We start from the raw sequence: 20785 nt of genomic DNA, 5'->3' as shown, positions 1-20785 counted from the left end.
CAAACAGAAGTGGTGCAGTCCTGACCAGTATGCATGCGACTTCTTGCGAGGGTTAACCCGGCTGGCTCGATCCGTTGAAGGAGGCACGAGGGGCTACACGTCGGCAGCAAGGCCTCCAAATCCTCAAGGACCAACCGGGGGCCCGACAACTTAGCTATGCAGCTTGGGTTTTATCAGTACGATCTGATTGTTCAGGTCTGACCAGTCTCTTGTCTATCCGCCTGCCATTGAGGTCAACGACTTCGAAACGCCAGCCGTTCTTATCGAAGCTTTCGCCAACGGATACATTATCCGATCTTCGAAACTGCTCAACAGCAGCAATAGCCATTCGCCGGTGATGAACCATCTCGCTCAAGAAAATGCCCGGTGTCTGGACACCGGGCTAGTTGGCGGGAAGAAGCTCACTCCCGCAGGGGAAATTGGTAGGCACGTCGCCATTACTGACTGCACCAGAAATGAATTTTCAGCTCGTCTATAGAAGGCAAGTCGCCCCCAGCAGGCCAACGAAGACTTATCTCTACACTGATGCGGCCAATGCAGACTGCTGAACAAGGGCAGAACGCTTGCCCCCATAAAGCTCGGGCGCAAACACGCAGGCAGCGTTATGGTCAGGTGAGAGCCGATGTGAAGGCGGTGCCTTCCCGGCGCATTCGTCCACCGCAAGCGGACAGCGGGTCCTGAACCTGCAGCCGGACGGCGGATTGATTGGACTTGGTATTTCTCCCATCAACAAAGGTCCGCTGCGGAGCTTCTCGACGCGTGGGTCGACCTCAGGAACGGACGCCAGCAGCATCTGCGTGTAAGGATGACTAGGACGGTCGTAAAGTTGCTGAGACGGCCCGTGCTCGACAATCTTACCGAGATACATGACGTAGACGCGTGAAGCCGCTTGCCGCACCAACGCAAGGTCATGGGCGATAAACAGGCAGGCGACACCGAGATCTTTCTGCAAGCGCAGGAAGAGGTTCATCACCTGCGCTCGGATGGATAGATCGAGGGCGCTTACCGGCTCGTCGCAGATCAGCACCCGAGGGTTCACCGCAAGCGATCTCGCAATGGCAACACGCTGCCGCTGGCCGCCGGAAAGCTCACGGGTGTGCCGATCCTTGACAGCATTCGCCAGTCCCACCTGATCCAGCAGCTCTTTCGTCCGCCGACTCCTCTCGTCCAGCGAATATGTTCCATCGATGAGCAGTGCCTCGTCGATAGTCTCGCCGACGGTTTGGCGATCGTTCAGGGAGGAGTATGGATCCTGAAACACGTATTGCAGGGCTCGGCGACTGCGGCGCAGTGCGGCACCCGAGAGAGAGCTGAGGTCTACCCCGTCTAGCAACACCCGTCCGCTGGTCGCCTTCTCGAGCCCAACGATGGTTCGCCCGAGCGTCGACTTTCCGCAACCCGATTCGCCGACCAAACCGACGATCTCGCCCGGATAGAGCTCGATGGAGACATCGTCAACGGCATGGACATATTTACCCCGCTGGACGCTCTTGAAGCGCGTCTGCAAGTTTTCGACTTTTAAAACAGGCGCGTGTGTCATGCCGCGGCCTTTCCTTGGTTGACGATTGGGCAGGCCACGAAAACGCTGCTGTCTGCGGTTGCTGTCATTGGTGGCCGGCTGCGCGTGCATTCAGCGACCGCGAATTCGCAGCGCGGAGCGAAAGCGCAGCCATTGATTGGCGCCCCGAGCGTTGGTGGTACACCGGGCAGACCTCGAAACTCGGAACCGACTGGGTCTTCCCGCCGAGGAATCGCATTGATTAGTCCCTTGGTGTAGGGGTGGCGCGGATTGACCAACACCTTGTCGACAGGGCCACGTTCTGCACCGCGTGCTGCGTACATGACCAGGACATTGTCCGCTGCCCCTGCAACCACGCCCATGTCGTGGGTGATCAGCACCATGGCCATGTTGAGACGATGCTGGAGATCCTTCAGCAAACGCAGGATCTGTGCCTGAACCGTGACGTCGAGGGCAGTCGTCGGTTCGTCAGCGACGAGGAGCTTCGGCTCTCCCGCAAGCGCAATGGCGATAACGATGCGCTGCCTTAAGCCACCCGAAAGCTCATGGGGGAACTGGCTCAGCCGTGCGGCAGGATCGGATATACCGACGAGCTTGACGAGGTCTAGCGCCCTTTCCTCCGCCGCCCGAGGACTCATGTTCAAGTGCAGCTCCGCCATTTCCGCGATCTGTCGTCCGATGCGCCGTACGGGATTGAGTGCACTCATCGGATCCTGGAAGATGAAGCCGATGGACTTTCCGCGGTATTTGCGAATTTCGCGTTCTGGTAGATCAATCAACTCCTGCCCTTGGAAACGCACGGACCCGGACAGTTGCGTCGCCACACCCGATGGCATCAGGCCAAGCGGAGCGAAGTTCATCACTGTCTTGCCGCTGCCACTTTCACCCACGATCGCGAGACACTCGCCTTGGCGGACTGAGTAGCTGACCCCGTCGACCGGGCGCACTGCCGATTTGGCGGTCAGGAGATCGACCGTCAGATTGCTGACGGACAACAATGGTTCATTTTGCATCAATGCTCTCCTTTGCCCATCCGGCTACCTCAATTCGCCGCGCAGCGAGCATGCGCCGCGTGAGTGGCTTTGGGATGCGATTGAGCGCGATCGATTCTCCCAGCGTATTGAAGCCTATGACCGCCGCGGTGAGCGCCAGCCCCGGCAGGATAACCTGCCGCGGATCGGATTCGAGATAGGGCAACGCGTCGACCAGCATTTGGCCCCACTCTGGCGTGGGCGGTTGGATCCCCAGCCCCAGGAAGCTCAGCGTTGCGACTGCAAGCGCTGCCACGCCCGCGTCTGCGGTTGCATAGACCATGACGGCGCCGATCGTGCCGGGAAGGAGATGATTGAAATAAATGCGCCAGGGGCTGGCGCCCAGTACGCGTAGCGCCTCTATATGAGGCTTGCTCATGATACTGACGGCGACGGCACGGCTGATACGACCGCTCATCGGCCACCAGGCGAGTGCCAGCGCCATAACCATCGTCCAGTATCCCGGGCCGACAATGCCGATCACCGCAAGCGCGATGATCAGACTCGGTATCGACAGGCCCACGTCAACGACACGCATCAGGACGTCGTCGACCCAGCCTCTGTGGTAGCCGGCTATCGTGCCCATCGCGATGCCAATAGTCATAGCAATTGCGAGGACCGATCCGACGCTCACCAAGGACGTGTTCGCCGCGATAATCAGCCGGCTGAAGGTGTCGCGCCCCAGATGGTCCGTGCCGAGCCAGTGGGCTCCATTTGGTCCAACTCCGGCTTCCAGCAGGTTTTGAGCGCTGGGGTCCTGGGGAGCGAGCCATGGAGCAAAAGTGCCGAGGGCGACGAACAGGCCGATGGTGATCAAGGCCGCTCTGGGCATCTTGTTCAACCTGGCCGAGAAAGACTTCAGTATCTTCATGATCAGCTCCATTGGCGCCTGATGCGGGGATCGGTTAAAAGCACAGCGAGATCGACAATCAGGTTCACGAGGATGAAGAAGGTGAGAAAGATCAGCAGGCATGCCTGCACAACCATGAAGTCGCGGAAGCGCACGCCGGCGAGGAAGTAATCGCCCAAGCCCTGCCAGGCGAAGAGCGGTTCCACGATAATCGCCGTGGCAGTCATCAGGCCCACCTGCGTGCCAAGCGCGTTGATGAAGATGGGCGTTATGTTCGGCAGCGCATCGCGGAACAGTATCGCGGTGCGGCCAAGCCCCTTGCTCTTTGCCGTTAGCACAAAGGGGCTCGCCATCGTCTCTTCCAGCCCGACTCTCACGACCCGGCTTAAGACTGCAGCCGGCAGAACGCTTACCGTGAGCCATGGCAGGATCCAGCTTTGCGGGCCATTGAATCCGAACGATGGCAACAGTTGGAAATGGACGGAGAAGCCATAGATCATCAACGCGCCAACGAAGAATGTCGGTGTCGATGCGCCGAGCAGTGCCAGACCGCGCGATACGCGGTCTGGCACTCTGTATGGCCACAGGGCACCCAAGAATCCGAGCGCCAGGCTGAGCAGGGTCGCAATTACAGCCCCGCCCGCAATCAATATCCCCGTGACGGACATGCGGGCGGCAAGATCCGCACTTACGTCCTGGCCGGTTCTGTAGGAGATGCCGAAATTACCGCGGACCGCGTCGCCGAGCCAATCCACATAGCGCATCAGCAGCGGCTTGTTCAGTCCTATCTCTTCGGCAACCTGCTCGACATACCCCGGTGTTGCGACAGCTCCTCGAAGTTCGGCGATCAGAACGGCCACGTTTCCGGGAGCCGATACGACGAGGGTGAAACACACAAGCGACGCCAGGAAAAGCAAGACCAGGGAGTGCTTCAGCCGCTTGCTGATGAAGTGGAACACAACTCTCTCCTCCCTACTCTGCCAAAACGATGTTTTCGTAGGGCATGTCGTATTCTGTAACGGGGCTCGTGAACCCTTGGACCCGTTTGGAATGCGCCCAGATGCTCGGGACGTAGACCAGCGGCGCGATAGCGTCGTTGTCCCGCAGCCAGTCGTAGACTTTCTGAATCGTCGGCTGAATCTGGTCTCCGGTCGCGGCCGTCGCAGCATTGATCAGTGGGTCCAGATTGACCGGATCGGTCACCAGCTTTCCCTCGACGTCGTTTTTGAAGGTCGATAGGCACAGTGCCACGAGCGAGCCGAACGGATCGTAAGGTGCGCCGTAGGTCAGGAAGAAGCCTAGGTCGTACTTCTGTTCGAGCATGTCAGTGTGCTTGGAGGCATGGTCGACCGAGCGGATCACCAGGTCGATGCCGATCTCCTTCATCTCGGACTGGATGACTTCGGCAATCACGCGCGATCCCGGCACGGCGTCGGGGCTGACGACCAATTCGAGCGTCAGCGGCTTACCGTCCTTGGATCGGATGGGACTACCCGTCCAACCAGCTTTTTCGAGCAGCGCCGAGGCGGCCGCAGCATCACGGACGGGTGCATCGAATTGCTTTCCGGCATAGGGCAATGCCGCCGAGAACATGTTGCCGGCGGGCTTCGCGTAGCCATGGTAGAGCACCTTGGAGATAGCCGCGCGATCGATGCCGATGCTGACGGCTTTGCGCACCTGCGGATCCTTGAGAGGCTCGGCACGGTCCGGATTGAACGCCATCACCAGCGTGACGTTGCCGGGATCGACGACGACGTTGAAACCGGCCGCCTCGAGTTGCTTGCCCTCTTCCGGGGTCAGGGGCGCGATCCAGAAGCCGCCGACCAAGTCGATTTCGCCAGCGCGCAGCGCCGCGACCCGCGAGCGTGCATCGGGGATGACCTTGGCCTCGAGGCGTTCATAGGTCGGCTTGTCGCCCCAGTAACCGTCGTAGTGCTCGAAGACGCTCTGGGTATCGTCCGCGCTGATCTGAACCCAGGGTCCCGTTCCAACCGGCTCTTTGAACTTGCCATCGGCGTCAACCGATTTGGGGCTCAGGAAGCGCGTCGGTCGCGTGTAGGAGAGTTCCTGCATTAGCGCGAGGACCGGCTCCTTGAAATGCACGGTGATATGATAGTCGTCGACTACTTCGAGCGACTGGAAGTGCTTGGAGCAGTTCATCCAGCTGAACTGGTCGATGCCCATCCAGCGCTCGAGATTCCACTTGCAGGCTGCAGCGTCGAACTTGGTGCCATCCTGAAACTTGACGCCCTCGCGCAACGTCAGGTGCAGCGTCTTGCCACCGTCTTCGATCTTCCAGTCGGTCGCCAGGCAAGGTTCGATCTGACCGCCCTTGCCGTACTTCACAAGCGGCTCGAACATCAGATCCTGGATCGCCCAGATCGCATAATGGCTTTGGGGATCGAGGTTGCCGGCAGGTTTTGCGATGGCGACACGCAGGGTTCCCGCGGCTCCTTGCGCGTAGACGATTTTCGACAAAGCGCCCTGGGCCATGGCCAAGCCGATAGCGCCGGCCGTTCCTTGCAGGAACGTACGTCTCTTCACTGACATGAGTTTTCTCCTCCGGTTTGGCGCTCCTCGCGCCGTCGATACATTCGGCCTCCACACCGGTTTTGTATAGACAACTGGACTTTCTCATGTATACAATCCTTCGTCAACATCGTATTTTAGATTGTTGGCATTTCTGCTTACAATCCATCGACTCGCGGGACATCGGGAGGAGGATGGGCAGCGCTGAACGCGCGAACCCTGGGGACCTGATGCTCATTCGCTTTGAACAAGATCCATAATTTATCTACAACGAGGGAGGGACCGAATGCTGATCAAACTGATAAATCCGAATACTACCTCAGCCATGACGGAGCTCATGGGTGACACCGCTCGGACGGTTGCTGCTGCTGGAAGCGACATTGTCCTGGCAACGTCCCGCTCCGGCGCCGCCTCGATCGAAGGCCACTACGATGAGGCTTTAAGCATCTTGGGCGTGATCGATGAGATCGCTCGAGGCAAGCCAGCGGACGCCTACATCATCGGCTGCTTCGGCGATCCCGGCCTGCTCGCCGCACGCGAAATCACCGCCTCACCTGTCCTCGGCGTCGCCGAATCCGCCATGCATGCGGCGACATTCGTGGCGACCAGTTTTTTGATCATCACGACTCTTGAGCGTACTCGGATCATCTCCGAGCGCCTCGTCCGCAGCTATGGCATGCAGAACCACTGCCGGAGCGTGCGAGCCACAGATGTACCCGTACTCGAACTTGAAAAGCCTAATTCAACAGCGGATGCTGCGATATTGGCGGAATGTGAGAAGGCACTCATTGAGGATCGCGCACAAGCGATCGTATTCGGTTGCGCCGGCATGTCGAACCTCGTGGAGCGCTTACAGCACCGGCTGGGGGTGCCCGTCATCGACGGCGTTGCCGCCGCGGTGAAGTTCGCCGAGGGGATTGTGGGTATGGGCTTGCGCACGTCGAAGGTCGGGGACCTGGCCTATCCGTTACCGAAAGCCTACGCCGGTAAGCTGGCGGAATACGCCCCGGCCAGTCTCAAGCTGCGCAACAATGATGAGCCCTCGGCGCTCGCAACAGCGATAGGTAGCTAATCATGGAATTCGATTTTGCCGAACTGCCAGAAAAAGACCGCTACCGCCTGCTTTGCGCCTTTGTCGGACCGCGACCGATCGCACTTGTCACCACCATTGACGAACAGGGCTGCAAAAACGCAGCGCCTATGAGTTTCTTCAACGTGTTCTCGCACGATCCGCCACTGTTGATCCTTGGCATGCAAACCCGCCCCGACGGCAACTCGAAGGACACGGTCGCGAATATCCGTCGGTCGGGCGAATTCGTCGTTCACATGGTGGATATGGCGATTGCCAAGGAGATGATCATCACCGGCATCAACTTCCCCAGTGACGTCGATGAAATCCAGGTTTCCGGGCTGACGAGCGTGTCTTCCGTCAAGGTCGCACCGCCGCGTATCCAGGAATCACCCTGTGCCATGGAATGCCGCGTGTCGCAGATCCTCAATTACGGACGGCGCTCGATCGTCATTGGCGAAGTCTTACAGATGTATGTCCGCGATGAATGCCTCGACGCAAGTGGACGCTATGTCCTTCCCGACGTCTACCAGCCAATTGCCCGCCTACATGCCAACAACTACATCGTAGCCGACAATCAGTTTGTGTTGACCAAGCCGGACGAGTTCGCTCACCACGACAACGCTGCCGGCTACGGCGGGCCGGTACACGAGGCGAAGGGTGGATCAACAATCCGTATCGCCTCGGCGGCTGATGGCCAGAAACTTGATGAAACGGTCGAACAGCCTTGACGCTACGGCGTACCGAAGCGCCCATTTGAAAGCGGCGCTTCGACTGCCAGACCGAGCACTCGCAACAAATGTTGGTTGTACTTTTCTTGGAGTTGCCTACACCGGCTAGACAAAAAAGGACTAGGGTAATAAATCGCGGGTTTAGCGTGTTCGAGACACCCCATGTTTAAAGACGACCGATTTACGGAGAAGCAGACCAGTTGGTGGCCGATCTATGTCGCGCTGCGCGATGCGATCGTCAGTCATCGGCTGGCACCCGGGACGAAATTGCCTGAGGACGAATTGGCGTCGATCTATGATGTCAGCCGGACGGTTATTCGATCGGCGCTACAGGCGCTGACACACGATCGGCTCGCGCAACTCCAGCCAAATCGTGGCACCTTCATTTCGAGCCCGACGAAACAGGAGGCACGAGAGGTCTTTGAAGCACGGCTATTGATTGAACCCAAGATTGCGGCGATCGCCGCAGGGGTCGCAAAGAAGTCGGACATCGCGAAGCTGCGCACGCACATGCAGGCAGAGCACGAGGCCGTCGCCTCCGGCGGCACAAGCGACGCTATTGCAGCATCCGCGCAATTCCATATAGAAATCGCCGAGATTGCCAATCATACGGTGCTAACGAATTTCGTTCGCGAACTCGTCTCCAGCTCTTCCCTCGTGGTCGCGCTTTACTGGAAGAAGCGCGAAACGACCTGCGAAAGCCATGCTCATGCGGCTCTGGTCGAGGCGATTGCAGAGGGCAACGCCGTTCAATCCGCCGAGCTGATGAAAAGTCACCTGGAGGATGTCCTGTCGGGGCTCGACGGAGGCCTCGCAGCGACCAAGCAGGAGGGGCTCGCAGACATTCTCCGGTCGAGCTGAGCCAGCACTTGATTTCTCAAGGGGCTCGAAACTGAGCTCCTGGATCGCCCAGATCGCATAATGGCTTTGCGGATCGAGGTTGCCGGCGAGTTTTGCGGAACCAACCTGACCGTACCCCCGGCTCGTGGGGAATAGACCATTTTCGAATTGGTGGAACGGTGGCGATGGGCCCTCGCCTGAGCAGGATTTGCTCGTCGGAGTGCTTCTTGGGCATCCTTTCGCTTCTGCGCCGCGGCATTTCCGCTGGTTTTGAATGTTTGCACATCAGTAGATATCGGATCTTTGTCTTGACTCTCTTCTTCTGACCATCTGCCATGCTTTTCTCCCTCAACATCAAGGAAGGATAGAAGCCGAACGGCTGCAGGCAAGAGACGTCGCGCACGGTGAAGACCCCGGGGCGGCTACCGGTGCTGCTTGACGCGAGCCACTGTGCGAGAGTTCGGCGAACGTGCTGGCCGGCCATATCGCCGGTCTCTGTACTGTGCGACCCTTTTTGGGAGGTCGACAAATATTACGAGCAAAAACTGGGCAGCCATCAGCAGATAAGCCGGAATACCTGTTTCTGCGTTCACAAGAAACGAGATCCATATTGCGATTGCGATGTAGACGCCGATCGAGAAGGGGCTTGTTGCCATGCGCCAAACGAACGTGGCTGCTCGATCTCTCCATCGTTTGCTAGCTGACATAGTGGGAAGCTCCGAAAGATCTGTTGAGTGATGAATCGCCGCCGTGTCCTCGGGCAGTGAGTATGTGCTTCGGCAGTGAGCTCCCGCAATGGGTGTAGGACCTTTGCCTTTTTCATTATCGGACCATGGTCCTATAAGCGTGTCACCTGGAGCGGCGAAACCGGAACCTCGATCCAGCTGACCTGGGCGGCGATGGCGTGATTGCCGGGGGGTGCGGCGAGGCTATCGCTCGACCGCTCGCTCGTGACACCTGTTGCGGCAGCACAATGATCAGCCGGAGCCTCGATCTGAACCCAATCTGATCCAGAAATCGGCAAACACGCAATTTCCCCGCTGTAGAGATAGACGCAAACTCACAAGCGTTCGCGTCTTCGCCTCGACGAAGATGACGTTTCCTGTTCCTGTCCCTCTAAGCCCCTTGTTCGTTCCCGAGGATACGTTGTGCGATCGTACTAGCACAGAACGCCAACATCCTCGCGATAAGCCGTGCACAGGACTGGTGAAGAACGGCTTTCTTCTACCATGCAGAGTCTAAAGGGCAGAGTCATGGTGGCCGCTTTGCGCCCCCCGCCGGTCGTAATAGCTAAATCGTCCGACTTCTAGAAGCGGACATCCCTATACCCCGAACTAGGCGCCCGCCGCCAAACGTTCTCGCCGGTCCGCTCCATCTTCGTTTCGCGGCTGTGCCGCGCGCTCGGCGCCCGTATGCCACAATCAATCTGATCGAACTGAAGCTCAACGCGTCCGACGTAGCATCGGCACGAGCGTCGGGGACGAACCGAACTGGATCGCGCCGAGCGGTTCGAAGCCGTAGCGTCGGTAAAACGGAATGTTGCGCGGGTTCGAGGACTCCAAATAGGCTGGCGCGTGATCGCGATCGCACCGCGCGAGTGCGTACGCCATCAAGGCGTCGCCGTGACCTTTGCCTTGATGCGCCGGGTCGACGCCGATCAGGGGCAGGTACCAATGTAGTTCGGTCGGGTGGTACGCGGCCATCTGCTCGAATATGGCCGCGGTTTCGGGGGCAAGAGAGCGCGCAACCGTGCTCTCGAGCACCGCACCAAGCCCTTCCTCGTCGGAATGCACTCCGGGCGATAGCCACAGCGCCGTCCCGGCGTAGTCGTCAGTGCAAAAGGCGCTTCCGTTAGAGAATGCGCTGCTCCCGAACGCCCGGATCATTCGCGGCATGGCCGCAAGGTACTGGTGGGCATGCGGCCAGGTCCATCGCGCCATAGGATCCGCTGCAAACGCCAGCATGACCGTTTCGACTGCCAGATCTTCCTCGGCGGCGGCCATAACTTTCACTGTTGGCGATTTCACACTAACCTCCTGACGTAGGTGGTCCGACGAGGCGCCCGCGCCCGTTCTCAGCTACGCATCCTAACCCGGACGGCGTGGGAGCGATACCGGTTGCTGCCGGCTCAGCTGTCCGGATTCGCTTCGGCCCATTCTGGCCTTCGGAAACATCCATTCAAAGATATTGCCTCAGATGCAGCTGGCGTCGACCCGCTTGGGAGTGAACGCCTTTAGGTGGTGGTACCATTACAGGTCAGAACAAATGGCCGTAGCCGACAAGGCAAGGACTTCTTCGATCTCGTCAGCGGCGAAGGTTCCGCTCGATACATTATGCGACTTCTTGAGCACAGAACGGAAACCACGGAACGAACTTCCCTGCGATCGATCGCCCTCCTCGATCCAGCGGAGCAAGCTGTAGGCAATGCTCCCGCTGGGCGTCGGGTCGATTGCACCTGCTGGGTTACGCCTTGCGTCCTGCGCGGGTGCGGAAAAATCGTTCCTTGGCCTGCTCCCGTACGGTCTGAACCAGCACATAGAACACGGGGATCAAGAGAAGCCCGACGACGGTACCGACGAGCAGTCCGCCGAACACGGTCATGCCAATGGCGCGGCGGCTGCCGGCCCCTGCCCCGGTGGCGATCACGAGGGGGATGACGCCGAGGATGGATGCCATTGCGGTCATGAGTACGGGGCGAAAACGTTGGGCTGTCCCCGCCGCTGCGGCTTCAGGTGTCGCCATCCCTTTATCGCGCCGTTCCTTGGCGAACTCGACGATGAGGATCGCGTTCTTCGCGGCGAGTCCGATCAGTAGAACCAGACCGATTTGGGCGTATATGTTGATGTCGATCGAGGCGAGCATCAGACCCACGAGAGCGCCGAGCACGGCGACAGCGACCGACAGCATCACAGCGAGTGGAACACTCCAGCTTTCGTATTGCCCGACGAGAAAGAGATAGGTGAAGATGAGGCCCATGAGGAGAATGAGGGCGGTCTGGTTTCCGGCCTGCTCTTCCTGCAGCGCCAGTCCCGTCCACTCGAATCCGAAGCCTTCGGGGAGATTTTGCTCCGCGAGCGACGCCATGGTGGCGAGGGCCTGGCCGGTACTCGTTCCCGTCGCGGCCTGGCCGTTGATCGAGGCCGAAGGGAACAGGTTGTAGCGATTGATCGCAGTCGGCCCGTAACTGGTGGAGATGGAAAGCAGTGATTGGAGCGGCACGAGCTCTCCGTTCCGGCTGCGCACCCGCAGGCGCTGAATGTCCTCGATGCGGCTGCGGAACTGTGGCTCATCCTGGATCCGCACCTGGTACACGCGCGAGAAGATGTTGAAATCATCGACATAGGACGAGCCGAGGTGGGATTGCATGGCGTTGAAGATCGTCGCGGTTGAAACCCCGAAGAGCTCGGCCCGGCGGCGGTCGACATTGAGAAAGACCTGTGGGACGTCGGCCGAGAAGGTGCTGAAGACGCTGGCAAGTCCTGGTGTCTGGTTAGCCTTGACGATCAGGCCGCGCATGACTTCGGCAATTTCCTGCTGGCTCTGGCCGCTGCGCGCCTGAAGCCTGAGGTCGAAGCCGCCGGTCGTACCAAGACCCGGTATGGCCGGTGGGTTGAACGGCACGACGGAGGCGGTGGGTATCCGGCCAAACTCGGCGCGGAGACGATTCATGATCGCGTCGATGCTTTCCTCAGCGCTCCTGCGTTCGCCCCAGGGTTTCAGCGCTGTGATCACCATTCCGGCGTTCGAGCCGCCGCCGCCCACCATGCTATTACCGGCAATGCCGACAGAATTCGCAACCCCTGGTGTCCGTTGCAAGATCCTGGAAACGGTATCCAGCGCCTGCTGTGTCCGCTCGAGCGAAGCGGCATTGGGCAATTGCACATTGATAAAAAGGTATCCCTGATCCTCGCTCGGCACGAATCCGGTCGGAAGCGCGCGGAACAATCCATAGACCCCGCCAAGGATCGCCAGAAGAATTACAGAAGCAATCCAGAGCCGCCGGGACATGCGGTCGAGCATCGCGAGGTACCAGTTGCGCGAGAAGTCGAGGCCCCGGTTGAATGTCCCAAAAATTCGGGACCGCTGCTCGCGCGGTGGCCTGAGCATGAGGACACACAGGGCCGGGCTGAGCGTCAGTGCATTGATGGTCGAGAAGGTAATCGTGATCAGGATCGTCACGGCGAATTGACGGTAGAGCTGCCCGGTAATCCCGGCCACGAATGCGATCGGCACGAAGAGGGCTGCAAGGACCAGAGTGGTCGCCACGATCGGACCCGTGACTTGGCTCATCGTACGGCGGGTCGCGTCGTGCACATTCAGTCGCTCTTCGGCCATCAAGCGCTTTACGTTCTCGACGACGATGATCGCGTCGTCGACGACTAGGCTGATGGCGAGGATGACGGCGAAGAGCGTAATGGTATTGGCCGAGTAGTCTAGCAGATAAAGGACGGCAAACCCGCCAATCAGGGACACCGGGATCGTCAGTGTCGGTATGACCGTCGCCCGCCAGTCTTGCAAGAAGAAGTAAGTGACGGCGACCACCAGCGCAAAGGTGATCGCAAGCGTGATAGCGATCTCCTTGATCGTTTCGGTGATGAAGGCTGTTGTGTCGAAGACGATCGCATAGGCCACGTCCTCGGGAAACTGCCGCGAAAGCCGATCGAGTTCGGAGAGCACTGCCCGCGACACGGCAAGCGCATTGGCGTCGGCGCTCTGGTAAACGACGACCGTCGCGCTCGGTTGACCGTTGAAAGTTGACGCCGTGTCGTAGGATTGCGCGCCGAGTTCCACGCGCGCGACATCGCGGAGGCGGACTAAGGCACCTTCCGTATTGGTGCGAACGATGATATTCGAAAAGTCCTCCTCGGTCGCGAGACGCCCCTGGGCCATGATTGTGAGCTGCAACTGTTGGCCCGATGTTGCAGGCGGAGACCCCAATTGGCCGGCCGAGGCCTGCGCATTCTGGGCCTGGATGGCGCTCGTCAGATCCGCGGCAGTCAGGCCTAAGGCCTGCATTCGGTCCGGGTTCATCCAGATACGCATGCTGTAGGACGGACCAAAGATACCGGCCTCCCCGACGCCTGACACGCGGGCGATCGCATCACGGATATTGTTGGCGGCATAGTTGCTGATGAAAATCTCGTCGCGCGTTCCCTCGGGGGAATAGATCGCAACGCCCATCAACATGCTGGACGAGCGCGCTCTCACTGAGACCCCCGTCTGGGTCACGGAAGCGGGAAGCCGGGGCGTCGCGAGCGCGACACGGTTCTGCACGTTAACTTGCGCCAGTGCCGGATCGGTACCGACGGCGAAGGTCACAGTCAACGAGTAGGTCCCGTTGTTGGTGCTTGAGGACGACATGTAAAGCATGTCCTCGACACCGTTAACCTGGTTCTCGATCGGGGCTCCGACGCTCTCCTCCAAGACGCTCGCATTGGCCCCTGGATAACTGGCGGTGACCTGCACCTCGGGCGGCGTGATCTGCGGGAACTGCGCAATCGGAATCTGGAAGAGTGCGAGCGCACCGGCGATCGCCATCACGACGGCGATAACGGTGGCAAGTCGCGGGCGGTCGATAAAGTACGCCGACAGGTTCATTGGCTCGACGATCCTGGCGCCGGTGCGGTAGTATCCGTTGCGGCGTCGCCGGCCGATACGCTCTGCGCCTCGACGACTGCTCCAGGGGAGACGCGTTGGAGGCCCTCGACGATCAGTTTCTCACCGCCCTGCAGGCCCTCCTCGACCACCCAATTCTGCCCGACCTGCACGGAAACGCGAATGCGTCGCACGGTGGCACGGCTCTCGCCGTCGACGACGAGCACGAAGCGGCCCTCGCGGTCCTGCTCCACGGACCCGACCGGCACCACCGGACGTTCCTCCCGCTCCGCCGGCTCGACAATCACCGTGACGAACTGCCCCGGCATGAGGAGCGATTGCGGATTGGCGAATAGAGCTCGGATCGGAAGCGTGCCGGTCTGCACGTCGATCTCGTTTCCGAAGAATTCGAGCTTCCCTGACTGCTGGTAAGGCTCACCATTCGACAGGCGCAGCTTGAGGAGATAGCCTTTTGCCAGTTCGTCCTTGCCTGCCCCTCCGGCGATCGTGCGAAGGTCGAGGATGGTGCGATCGCTGACCGAGAAGACCACGCGGATGGGATCCGTCTGAACCACTCGGGCCAGCGGCTCCGACGACGGGCTGACAAGACTCCCCACAGAATAGGCAGCGCGGCCGATCCGACCGCCGATCGGAGCCTTGATGTGGGTGTAGCCGAGATTGAGCTCGGCCTGATTGACCCTTGTCTGTGCCGACAGGACGTTTGCCCGGGCAGTGTCGCGCGCCGCCTGGCTCTCCTCGAGCACAGCCTGCGAGACTGTGCGCTGGCTTAGCGTCTGGTTTCGCTGGAACTGGCGTTCGGCATTGTCGAAATTGGTCTGGGCGCTGAGCAGCGTCGCTTGTGCATCCTTGAGCGCAAGCTCGTAAGTCGTTTGCTCAAGGGTGAAGAGATCTTGACCTTTCTCGACGTTCTGGCCCTCGGCGAAAAGCCGCCTCTCCAGGAAACCTTCTACTCTGGCTCGGATATCCACGGCGTTGAGTGCTTCGACCCGGCCAACGAATTCATGGGCCGGAGATACATCCTCGAGTTGAACGGTCATCACGCCGACGACCGGCCCGGTCTGGGCGACACCGTCTCCGGTCGAGCAGAGCAGGAGACCGCTTACCCCTAGAGCGGGATGCATTTAGGCGGAATCGGAAAGGGGATTCCTTTTTCTGCGCAAATCAGATTCACCATTCAGGCCGGTGAAGGAGGCCGGCCTTTATGGCGAGACCTTTTTCGAATGATCTTCGGGAACGCGTTGTCGATGCGGTGACGGGCGAGGGCCTATCGTGCCGGGCAGCGGCCAAGCGCTTCGGCATCGGCATCAGCACCGCGATCGATTGGGTGCGGCGGTTTCGCGAGACGGGCAGCGCCGCACCCGGCCAGATGGGTGGGCACAAGCCCCGCAAGCTTTCCGGTCCGCACCGGGCTTGGCTGCTTTGCCGCTGCCGCGAGCGCGACTTCACGCTGCACGGACTTGTCGCCGAGTTGAGCGAGCGCGGCCTGAAGGTGGATTATCGCGCCGTCTGGACCTTCGTGCACGAAGAGGGGTTGAGTTATAAAAAAAGACGCTGGTCGCCAGCGAACGGGAGCGGCCCGACGTCGCCCGCCACCGGGCACGATGGCTGAAGCACTGCCCCGGAATTGATCCCGCCCGCCTCGTTTTCATCGATGAGACCTGGACGAAGACGAACATGGCGCCGCTGCGGGGCTGGGCGCCTCGCGGCGAACGACTGGTGGGCTACGCCCCCTTCGGCCATTGGAACACCATGACCTTTGTCGCCGCACTCAGGGCCGACCGCGTCAGCGCTCCCTTTATCCTCGATGGCCCGATCAATGGCGAACGCTTCCGCATCTATGTCCAGCAAGTTCTGGTGCCGGAACTCAAAGCCGGCGACATCGTCATCCTGGACAATCTCGGCTCCCATAAGGGTCAGGAGATCCGCGCCGCCATCCGTAAGGCCGGCGCCCGCCTGTTCTTTCTGCCGAAATATTCCCCCGATCTCAATCCGATCGAAAAGCTCTTCGCCAAAATCAAGCACTGGTTGCGTGAGGCACAGGCCAGATCACGCGACGCAATCCATGACGAACTGCGCCACATTCTCCAAGCCGTCACCCCACAGGAATGCGCAGCCTACTTCAAAGAGGCGGGATATGAACGGGCTTAAATACATACCGCTCTAGAACGAAATCCACAGATCGAAATGCCGTTTTGAACATCGAAGACCCCGCTTCGAGTTTCCGATCCAAGCCTCCTTTGGAGAGGCAAGCTATCAGGCAGCCTGTTGTGCCTTGCGATAAAAGAAGAGCCCTGGGGGCGCCTGTCGAGACCTGTGGCACGCCGGAAGCACGATCGCTTCATCTAGTATTGGCCTCAATCGGTTACCTGGGAGCACCTTACGTTAGGTAGGCACGTTCACGGATGCCCGGCGGACGCTGCAACGCTAGAAGTGTATGACCTTAAGAATAGCAAGCTTTACGCGCAAAGCCAGCGTGATTCAAGAAAAATGAGCCGCGCGCCAACTGGCACGAACCCGCTTTCGGGGGCGTTGCTTCTATTTCGGACCCAAATCATGCGTCGAACTGGCAACAAGCTTCATCGCCGCAGCCAGGAGAAGTGCCGCTCCCGGCAGCACGAGACCGTTCCAGTCCAGCATCCCCTCAGTCTCTGCCACGACGGTCGCGAAATGAACGACGAGATAAAGGATGATCACCTCGATGAAGAGGATCTTCATTTCCGCGACGGTGTTGAGGATCATCCATCGCGGCACCCTCTTACGGACCTCGTCCGAGACGTCGATGACGAAACCGAACGTGATCGCATAGCCGAAAATGGTGAGTACGATGCCGAAAAGAAACTTGTCCGTCGCACGCAAGACGGCAGCGGTCACCGAAAGCTCCGGCTCTGTTCTGACGAAGGTGAAGGCGTTGCGCAAAAGAAGCGCGCCTTCAAGAAACATCAGCAGCGCACCGCCCAGGACCCCGATGGACGCGAGGATCATGATGTAGCGGATGCCCAAGAAAAACGAGATCATTGGCCTTGCTGCCTTTCTGCAGCGGGTCCGGGGCACTCTCATTTGGAGGGGCGCTTCCCGTTCAAACGCTCTCCCCGACAGCGGCAGCTCGACGGCTCTTCAAGCCGGTGGAAACCGTTCCCCACAGTTCTGGGGGCGCTGGCGACACGCAAATTAACACAACTAGCTCTGGTCTGGTCCCCTGGGATTTTACAGCTTGAAGTTTTGAAGCAAAAGGTACAACCTTTCGGCCCTCCCACCTAGGGGCGGCTCATCGGTACGTGCTTTTCGTTCAATCAGGCAACCGTGCGCAATCGGAGGCCGCGTGACCAGCACTGCTCAGAAACTTTCGCTCACGTCGCTGGCCGCGCTCGTCGTCGGCTCCATGGTGGGAGCGGGCATATTTTCGCTGCCCCGCACCTTCGGCGATGCGACTGGTCCGTTCGGTGCTATCGTGGCCTGGTGCATCGCAGGGGCAGGCATCTTCACTCTGGCTCACGTGTTCAGGGTGCTCGCGGAACGCAAGTCGGATCTCGATGCAGGCGTCTACGCGTATGCGAGCGCCGGCTTCGGCGACTATGCCGGCTTCCTTTCGGTTCTCGGCTATTGGCTGGTCGGCTGTATTGCCGATGTGTCGTACTGGGTGTTGATCAAGGCCACCCTCGGGGCCTTCTTCCCGATCTTCGGAGACGGCAACACGATCGCCGCTGTGCTTGTCTCCTCGGTCGCGCTGTGGGGCTTCCACTTCATGATCTTGCGAGGGATCAAAGAGGCAGCGGCCATCAACACCGTCGTCACCGTGGCAAAGATCGTGCCCATCCTGATCTTCATAGTCATCCTGCTCGGCGCGTTCGAGACCGATCTCTTTCGCAGCAATTTTTGGGGCGGCGCGGACACGCCCGAGGCGAGCCTTTTCGAGCAGATACGTGCCACCATGCTGGTCACCGTTTTTGTGTTCATCGGCGTAGAGGGCGCGAGCGTCTATTCGCGCTACGCGCGCAAACGTTCCGATGTGGGCGTGGCCACCACACTGGGCTTCGTAGTCGTGCTGGGACTGATGGTGTTGGTAACGCTGCTACCCTACGGGGCCCTAGAGCGACCCGAAATCGCGGGCATGCGGCAACCCTCGATGGCTTCCGTTCTGGAATCCATCGTCGGGCCGTGGGGCTCCGTCTTTGTCAGTGCCGGTTTGATCGTTTCCGTGCTCGGAGCGTATCTGGCATGGTCGCTGATCTGCGTCGAAGTGCTCTTCTGCGCCGCCAAAAACGGAGACATGCCGAGCGTACTCGCCAGGGAGAACAGCAACAGCGTTCCGGCTGCGGCTCTTTGGCTGAGCAATGGAGTGATCCAGCTCTTCCTCATTAGCACCCTGTTCTCGGAAGATGCGTTTCGCTTGATGGTAAACCTGACGAGTGCAATGGTGCTGATTCCATACCTGCTAGTGGCAGCCTATGGATTTCTTGTCGCCAAGCGCGGGGAGACCTACAACATCAGACCGAAGGAACGGTTCCGCGATCAGATCTTGGCAGGCGCCGGCACGGTCTACACGGCCTTTATGATTTATGCCGGCGGCCTGAAGTTCCTCCTGCTTTCCGCCATTCTCTACGCGCTTGGAACGGCCCTGTTCCTCTATGCAAGACGCGAACAGAAGAAGCCGCTCTTCAGCCCTCGGGAATGGCTCGTCTTCATAGCTGTAGTGGTCGGATGCCTAGTCGGCATCTACGGTCTCGTGACCGGCTCCATCACTATATAGATTTCACAGATCGGGGCGATCTAGGCCTCGCCGATCCGTCAGCTCATAGACACTCCGCTGGCCTTCCCGCATGTTCCTTGAATCGGCGCCGACTTGAGAAAAAATGCAGTAATGCAAAACGTTAAGTGTCCCTTACCCTTATGAAAGACACGCGCGGCGCTGTAGCTGACACGTGTTTGCGTCAGGCTTTTCGTCAGCAAATCGATTCGCTCTTGCAATTTGAGTATTACACGTTAACATTGTGATTAATCCAAGTATGCTACAGAAGTGGCGCCAGAAGCAGATAGCAGCTTCAAAATACCACGCCGGCTTGAGATATCCGTAATTTCACCTGGCTGAACAAGCGATCTACAGAGTTGTTCGCGCGTCCGCACCTCCGCAGACGCCGCTTTCATTGGCGAATCCGGGAGTAAAGCGATGGCGCAGAAGCTTTCCCTGTTTGCTCTGACTGGCATGGTCGTCGGTTCCATGGTCGGCGCAGGCATCTTCTCGCTCCCGCGGACATTCGGCGTCGCAACAGGGCCGTTTGGCGCAATCATCGCCTGGTGCATTGCAGGGGGCGGCATGTACATGCTGGCGCGCGTCTTCCAATCGCTGGCGGAGCGCAAACCCGATCTTGACGCCGGCGTTTTCGCCTATGCCAAAGAAGGGTTTGGCGACTATCCAGGCTTCCTATCCGCCTTCGGCTACTGGATCGGCAGTTGCATCGGCAACGTGTCATATTGGGTGCTGATCAAGTCGACGCTTGGCAATTTTTTTCCAGTCTTCGGCGACGGCAATACTGTCGTCGCTATTCTCGTCGCTTCGGTCGGCATCTGGCTCTTCCACTTCATGATCTTGAGAGGCATTCAGCAGGCCGCCTTTGTCAACACCGTCGTGACCGTCGCGAAGGTCATCCCGATTATTGCCTTCATCATCATCCTGTTCTTCTTCTTCAAGCTCGACCTGTTCCGGCTCAACTTCTGGGGTGGCGAGGGGATGCCGCAGGCAACCCTCCTCCAACAAATCCAGGCGACAATGCTGGCGACGGTCTTCGTCTTCATCGGCATCGAAGGCGCGAGCAACTATTCGCGCTATGCGCAGGCGCGCTCCGATATCGGAACGGCCACGATCATGGGCTTCATAGGCGTCAGTGCGCTGATGGTTCTGGTCACGCTGCTGCCCTATGCGGCCCTGACGCGCCCCGAGATCGCCGCCATGAGCCAGCCTTCGATGGCCGGAGTGCTTGCTGCCGTCGTCGGCCCCTGGGGTGCGGTTTTCATCAGCATCGGGGTGATCGTCTCGGTGCTTGGTGCCTATCTCGCCTGGTCGTTGGTGTGCGCGGAAGTGCTCTACGTGGCCGCGCGCACGGACGACATGCCCCGGCTTTTCGGCACTGAGAATCAAAACAAGGTGCCCGCAGCCGCGCTATGGCTTACAAACATCGTCGTCCAACTGTTCGTCATTAGCACCTACTGGTCGCAGGACGCGTTCGCGCTGATGCTGAACTTGACGAGCGCAATGTCGCTGATTCCCTACATGTTCGTGGCTGCCTTCGGGTTCATGCTGGCTCAACGCGCCGAGACTTACGAGGTCCGGCCGCGTGAACGCACCCGCGACCTGATCATTGCCAGCATCGCCGCCGCCTACACATTTTTCATGATTGTCGCGGGCGGCATCAAGTTCGTCCTGCTGTCGGCTCTTCTGTATGCCCCTGGCACGATCCTCTATTTCTGGGCCAGGCGCGAGCGGGGCAAGCGGGTTTTCAACACATCCATCGACTGGCTGATTTTCGCGACTGCAGCCATCGGCTGCATCGCGGCGATCATCGGCTTGTCCACCGGCTACCTGACGATCTGAAAAAGGAGATGTGC

The 20785-nt window shown here is 59.4% G+C and carries 15 protein-coding genes; 6 read left to right on the top strand and 9 right to left on the bottom strand.

Annotated elements, in window-relative coordinates; all coding sequences use genetic code 11:
- Positions 1–517: 517 nt before the first annotated feature.
- The 5 genes from JOH52_RS27700 to JOH52_RS27680 are packed head-to-tail and all read right to left on the bottom strand — an operon-like array spanning position 518 to position 5950.
- Positions 518–1540 (bottom strand): ABC transporter ATP-binding protein, encoded by a 1023-nt coding sequence (locus JOH52_RS27700; RefSeq protein WP_010967865.1) that lies wholly within the window; start codon positions 1538–1540, stop codon positions 518–520.
- On the bottom strand, positions 1537–2532 hold the full coding sequence (locus JOH52_RS27695; protein WP_014528738.1) for an ABC transporter ATP-binding protein: 996 nt from the start codon (positions 2530–2532) through the stop codon (positions 1537–1539). Before JOH52_RS27695 ends, JOH52_RS27700 begins: the two co-directional genes overlap by 4 nt.
- On the bottom strand, positions 2522–3433 hold the full coding sequence (locus tag JOH52_RS27690; protein ID WP_017266586.1) for an ABC transporter permease: 912 nt from the start codon (positions 3431–3433) through the stop codon (positions 2522–2524). The genes JOH52_RS27695 and JOH52_RS27690 overlap by 11 nt, the downstream gene beginning before the upstream one ends.
- Positions 3424–4359: an ABC transporter permease gene (locus tag JOH52_RS27685; protein WP_013845586.1), complete on the bottom strand. Its 936-nt coding sequence runs from the start codon at positions 4357–4359 to the stop codon at positions 3424–3426. The genes JOH52_RS27690 and JOH52_RS27685 overlap by 10 nt, the downstream gene beginning before the upstream one ends.
- Before the next feature lie 13 nt (positions 4360–4372).
- Positions 4373–5950: a nickel ABC transporter substrate-binding protein gene (locus JOH52_RS27680; protein ID WP_013845587.1), complete on the bottom strand. Its 1578-nt coding sequence runs from the start codon at positions 5948–5950 to the stop codon at positions 4373–4375.
- 265 nt (positions 5951–6215) lie between these two features.
- On the opposite strand from JOH52_RS27680, the gene JOH52_RS27675 reads away from it, so the two are divergent.
- The 3 genes from JOH52_RS27675 to JOH52_RS27665 all read left to right on the top strand — a co-directional run bounded on the left by JOH52_RS27675 (position 6216) and on the right by JOH52_RS27665 (position 8590).
- Positions 6216–7001 (top strand): aspartate/glutamate racemase family protein, encoded by a 786-nt coding sequence (locus JOH52_RS27675; protein ID WP_013845588.1) that lies wholly within the window; start codon positions 6216–6218, stop codon positions 6999–7001.
- Between the two features lie 2 nt (positions 7002–7003).
- Entirely contained in the window at positions 7004–7729 is a 726-nt protein-coding gene (locus JOH52_RS27670; protein ID WP_013845589.1) for a flavin reductase family protein, read from the top strand.
- 162 nt (positions 7730–7891) lie between these two features.
- A complete protein-coding gene (locus tag JOH52_RS27665; RefSeq protein ID WP_014531443.1) occupies positions 7892–8590 on the top strand; it encodes a GntR family transcriptional regulator in 699 nt (232 codons plus the stop codon).
- 1421 nt (positions 8591–10011) lie between these two features.
- Here the strand turns inward: JOH52_RS27665 and JOH52_RS27660 are convergent.
- The 3 genes from JOH52_RS27660 to JOH52_RS27650 all read right to left on the bottom strand — a co-directional run bounded on the left by JOH52_RS27660 (position 10012) and on the right by JOH52_RS27650 (position 15306).
- Positions 10012–10596, bottom strand: coding sequence for a GNAT family N-acetyltransferase (locus JOH52_RS27660; RefSeq protein WP_013845591.1), 585 nt, complete (start codon positions 10594–10596; stop codon positions 10012–10014).
- A gap of 436 nt (positions 10597–11032) precedes the next feature.
- Entirely contained in the window at positions 11033–14167 is a 3135-nt protein-coding gene (locus JOH52_RS27655) for an efflux RND transporter permease subunit (protein ID WP_014531440.1), read from the bottom strand.
- Positions 14164–15306 (bottom strand): efflux RND transporter periplasmic adaptor subunit, encoded by a 1143-nt coding sequence (locus JOH52_RS27650; protein ID WP_153530180.1) that lies wholly within the window; start codon positions 15304–15306, stop codon positions 14164–14166. The genes JOH52_RS27655 and JOH52_RS27650 overlap by 4 nt, the downstream gene beginning before the upstream one ends.
- Before the next feature lie 80 nt (positions 15307–15386).
- Here JOH52_RS27650 and JOH52_RS27645 point away from each other — a divergent pair.
- Positions 15387–16333, top strand: a protein-coding gene (locus tag JOH52_RS27645) for an IS630-like element ISRm2011-2 family transposase (protein ID WP_011970797.1) whose coding sequence is annotated in 2 segments (ribosomal slippage) — positions 15387–15726 and positions 15726–16333 — 948 coding nt in all. Because the reading frame shifts where the segments join, the coding sequence is not laid out codon by codon here.
- 387 nt (positions 16334–16720) lie between these two features.
- Here the strand turns inward: JOH52_RS27645 and JOH52_RS27640 are convergent.
- Entirely contained in the window at positions 16721–17200 is a 480-nt protein-coding gene (locus JOH52_RS27640; protein ID WP_003530434.1) for a YqhA family protein, read from the bottom strand.
- Positions 17201–17504: 304 nt separating this feature from the next.
- On the opposite strand from JOH52_RS27640, the gene JOH52_RS27635 reads away from it, so the two are divergent.
- Both JOH52_RS27635 and JOH52_RS27630 read left to right on the top strand, forming a co-directional pair.
- Positions 17505–18932, top strand: coding sequence for a basic amino acid/polyamine antiporter (locus JOH52_RS27635; protein WP_014531437.1), 1428 nt, complete (start codon positions 17505–17507; stop codon positions 18930–18932).
- Between the two features lie 417 nt (positions 18933–19349).
- A complete protein-coding gene (locus tag JOH52_RS27630; RefSeq protein WP_014531436.1) occupies positions 19350–20771 on the top strand; it encodes a basic amino acid/polyamine antiporter in 1422 nt (473 codons plus the stop codon).
- Positions 20772–20785: the final 14 nt, after the last annotated feature.

Origin of the sequence: Sinorhizobium meliloti (assembly GCF_017876815.1) — a bacterium.
GTDB classification, from domain to species: Bacteria; Pseudomonadota; Alphaproteobacteria; order Rhizobiales; family Rhizobiaceae; genus Sinorhizobium; species Sinorhizobium meliloti.
Note: the sequence above shows the minus strand (reverse complement) of the source record. Positions and strands in the feature narration are given on the sequence as shown.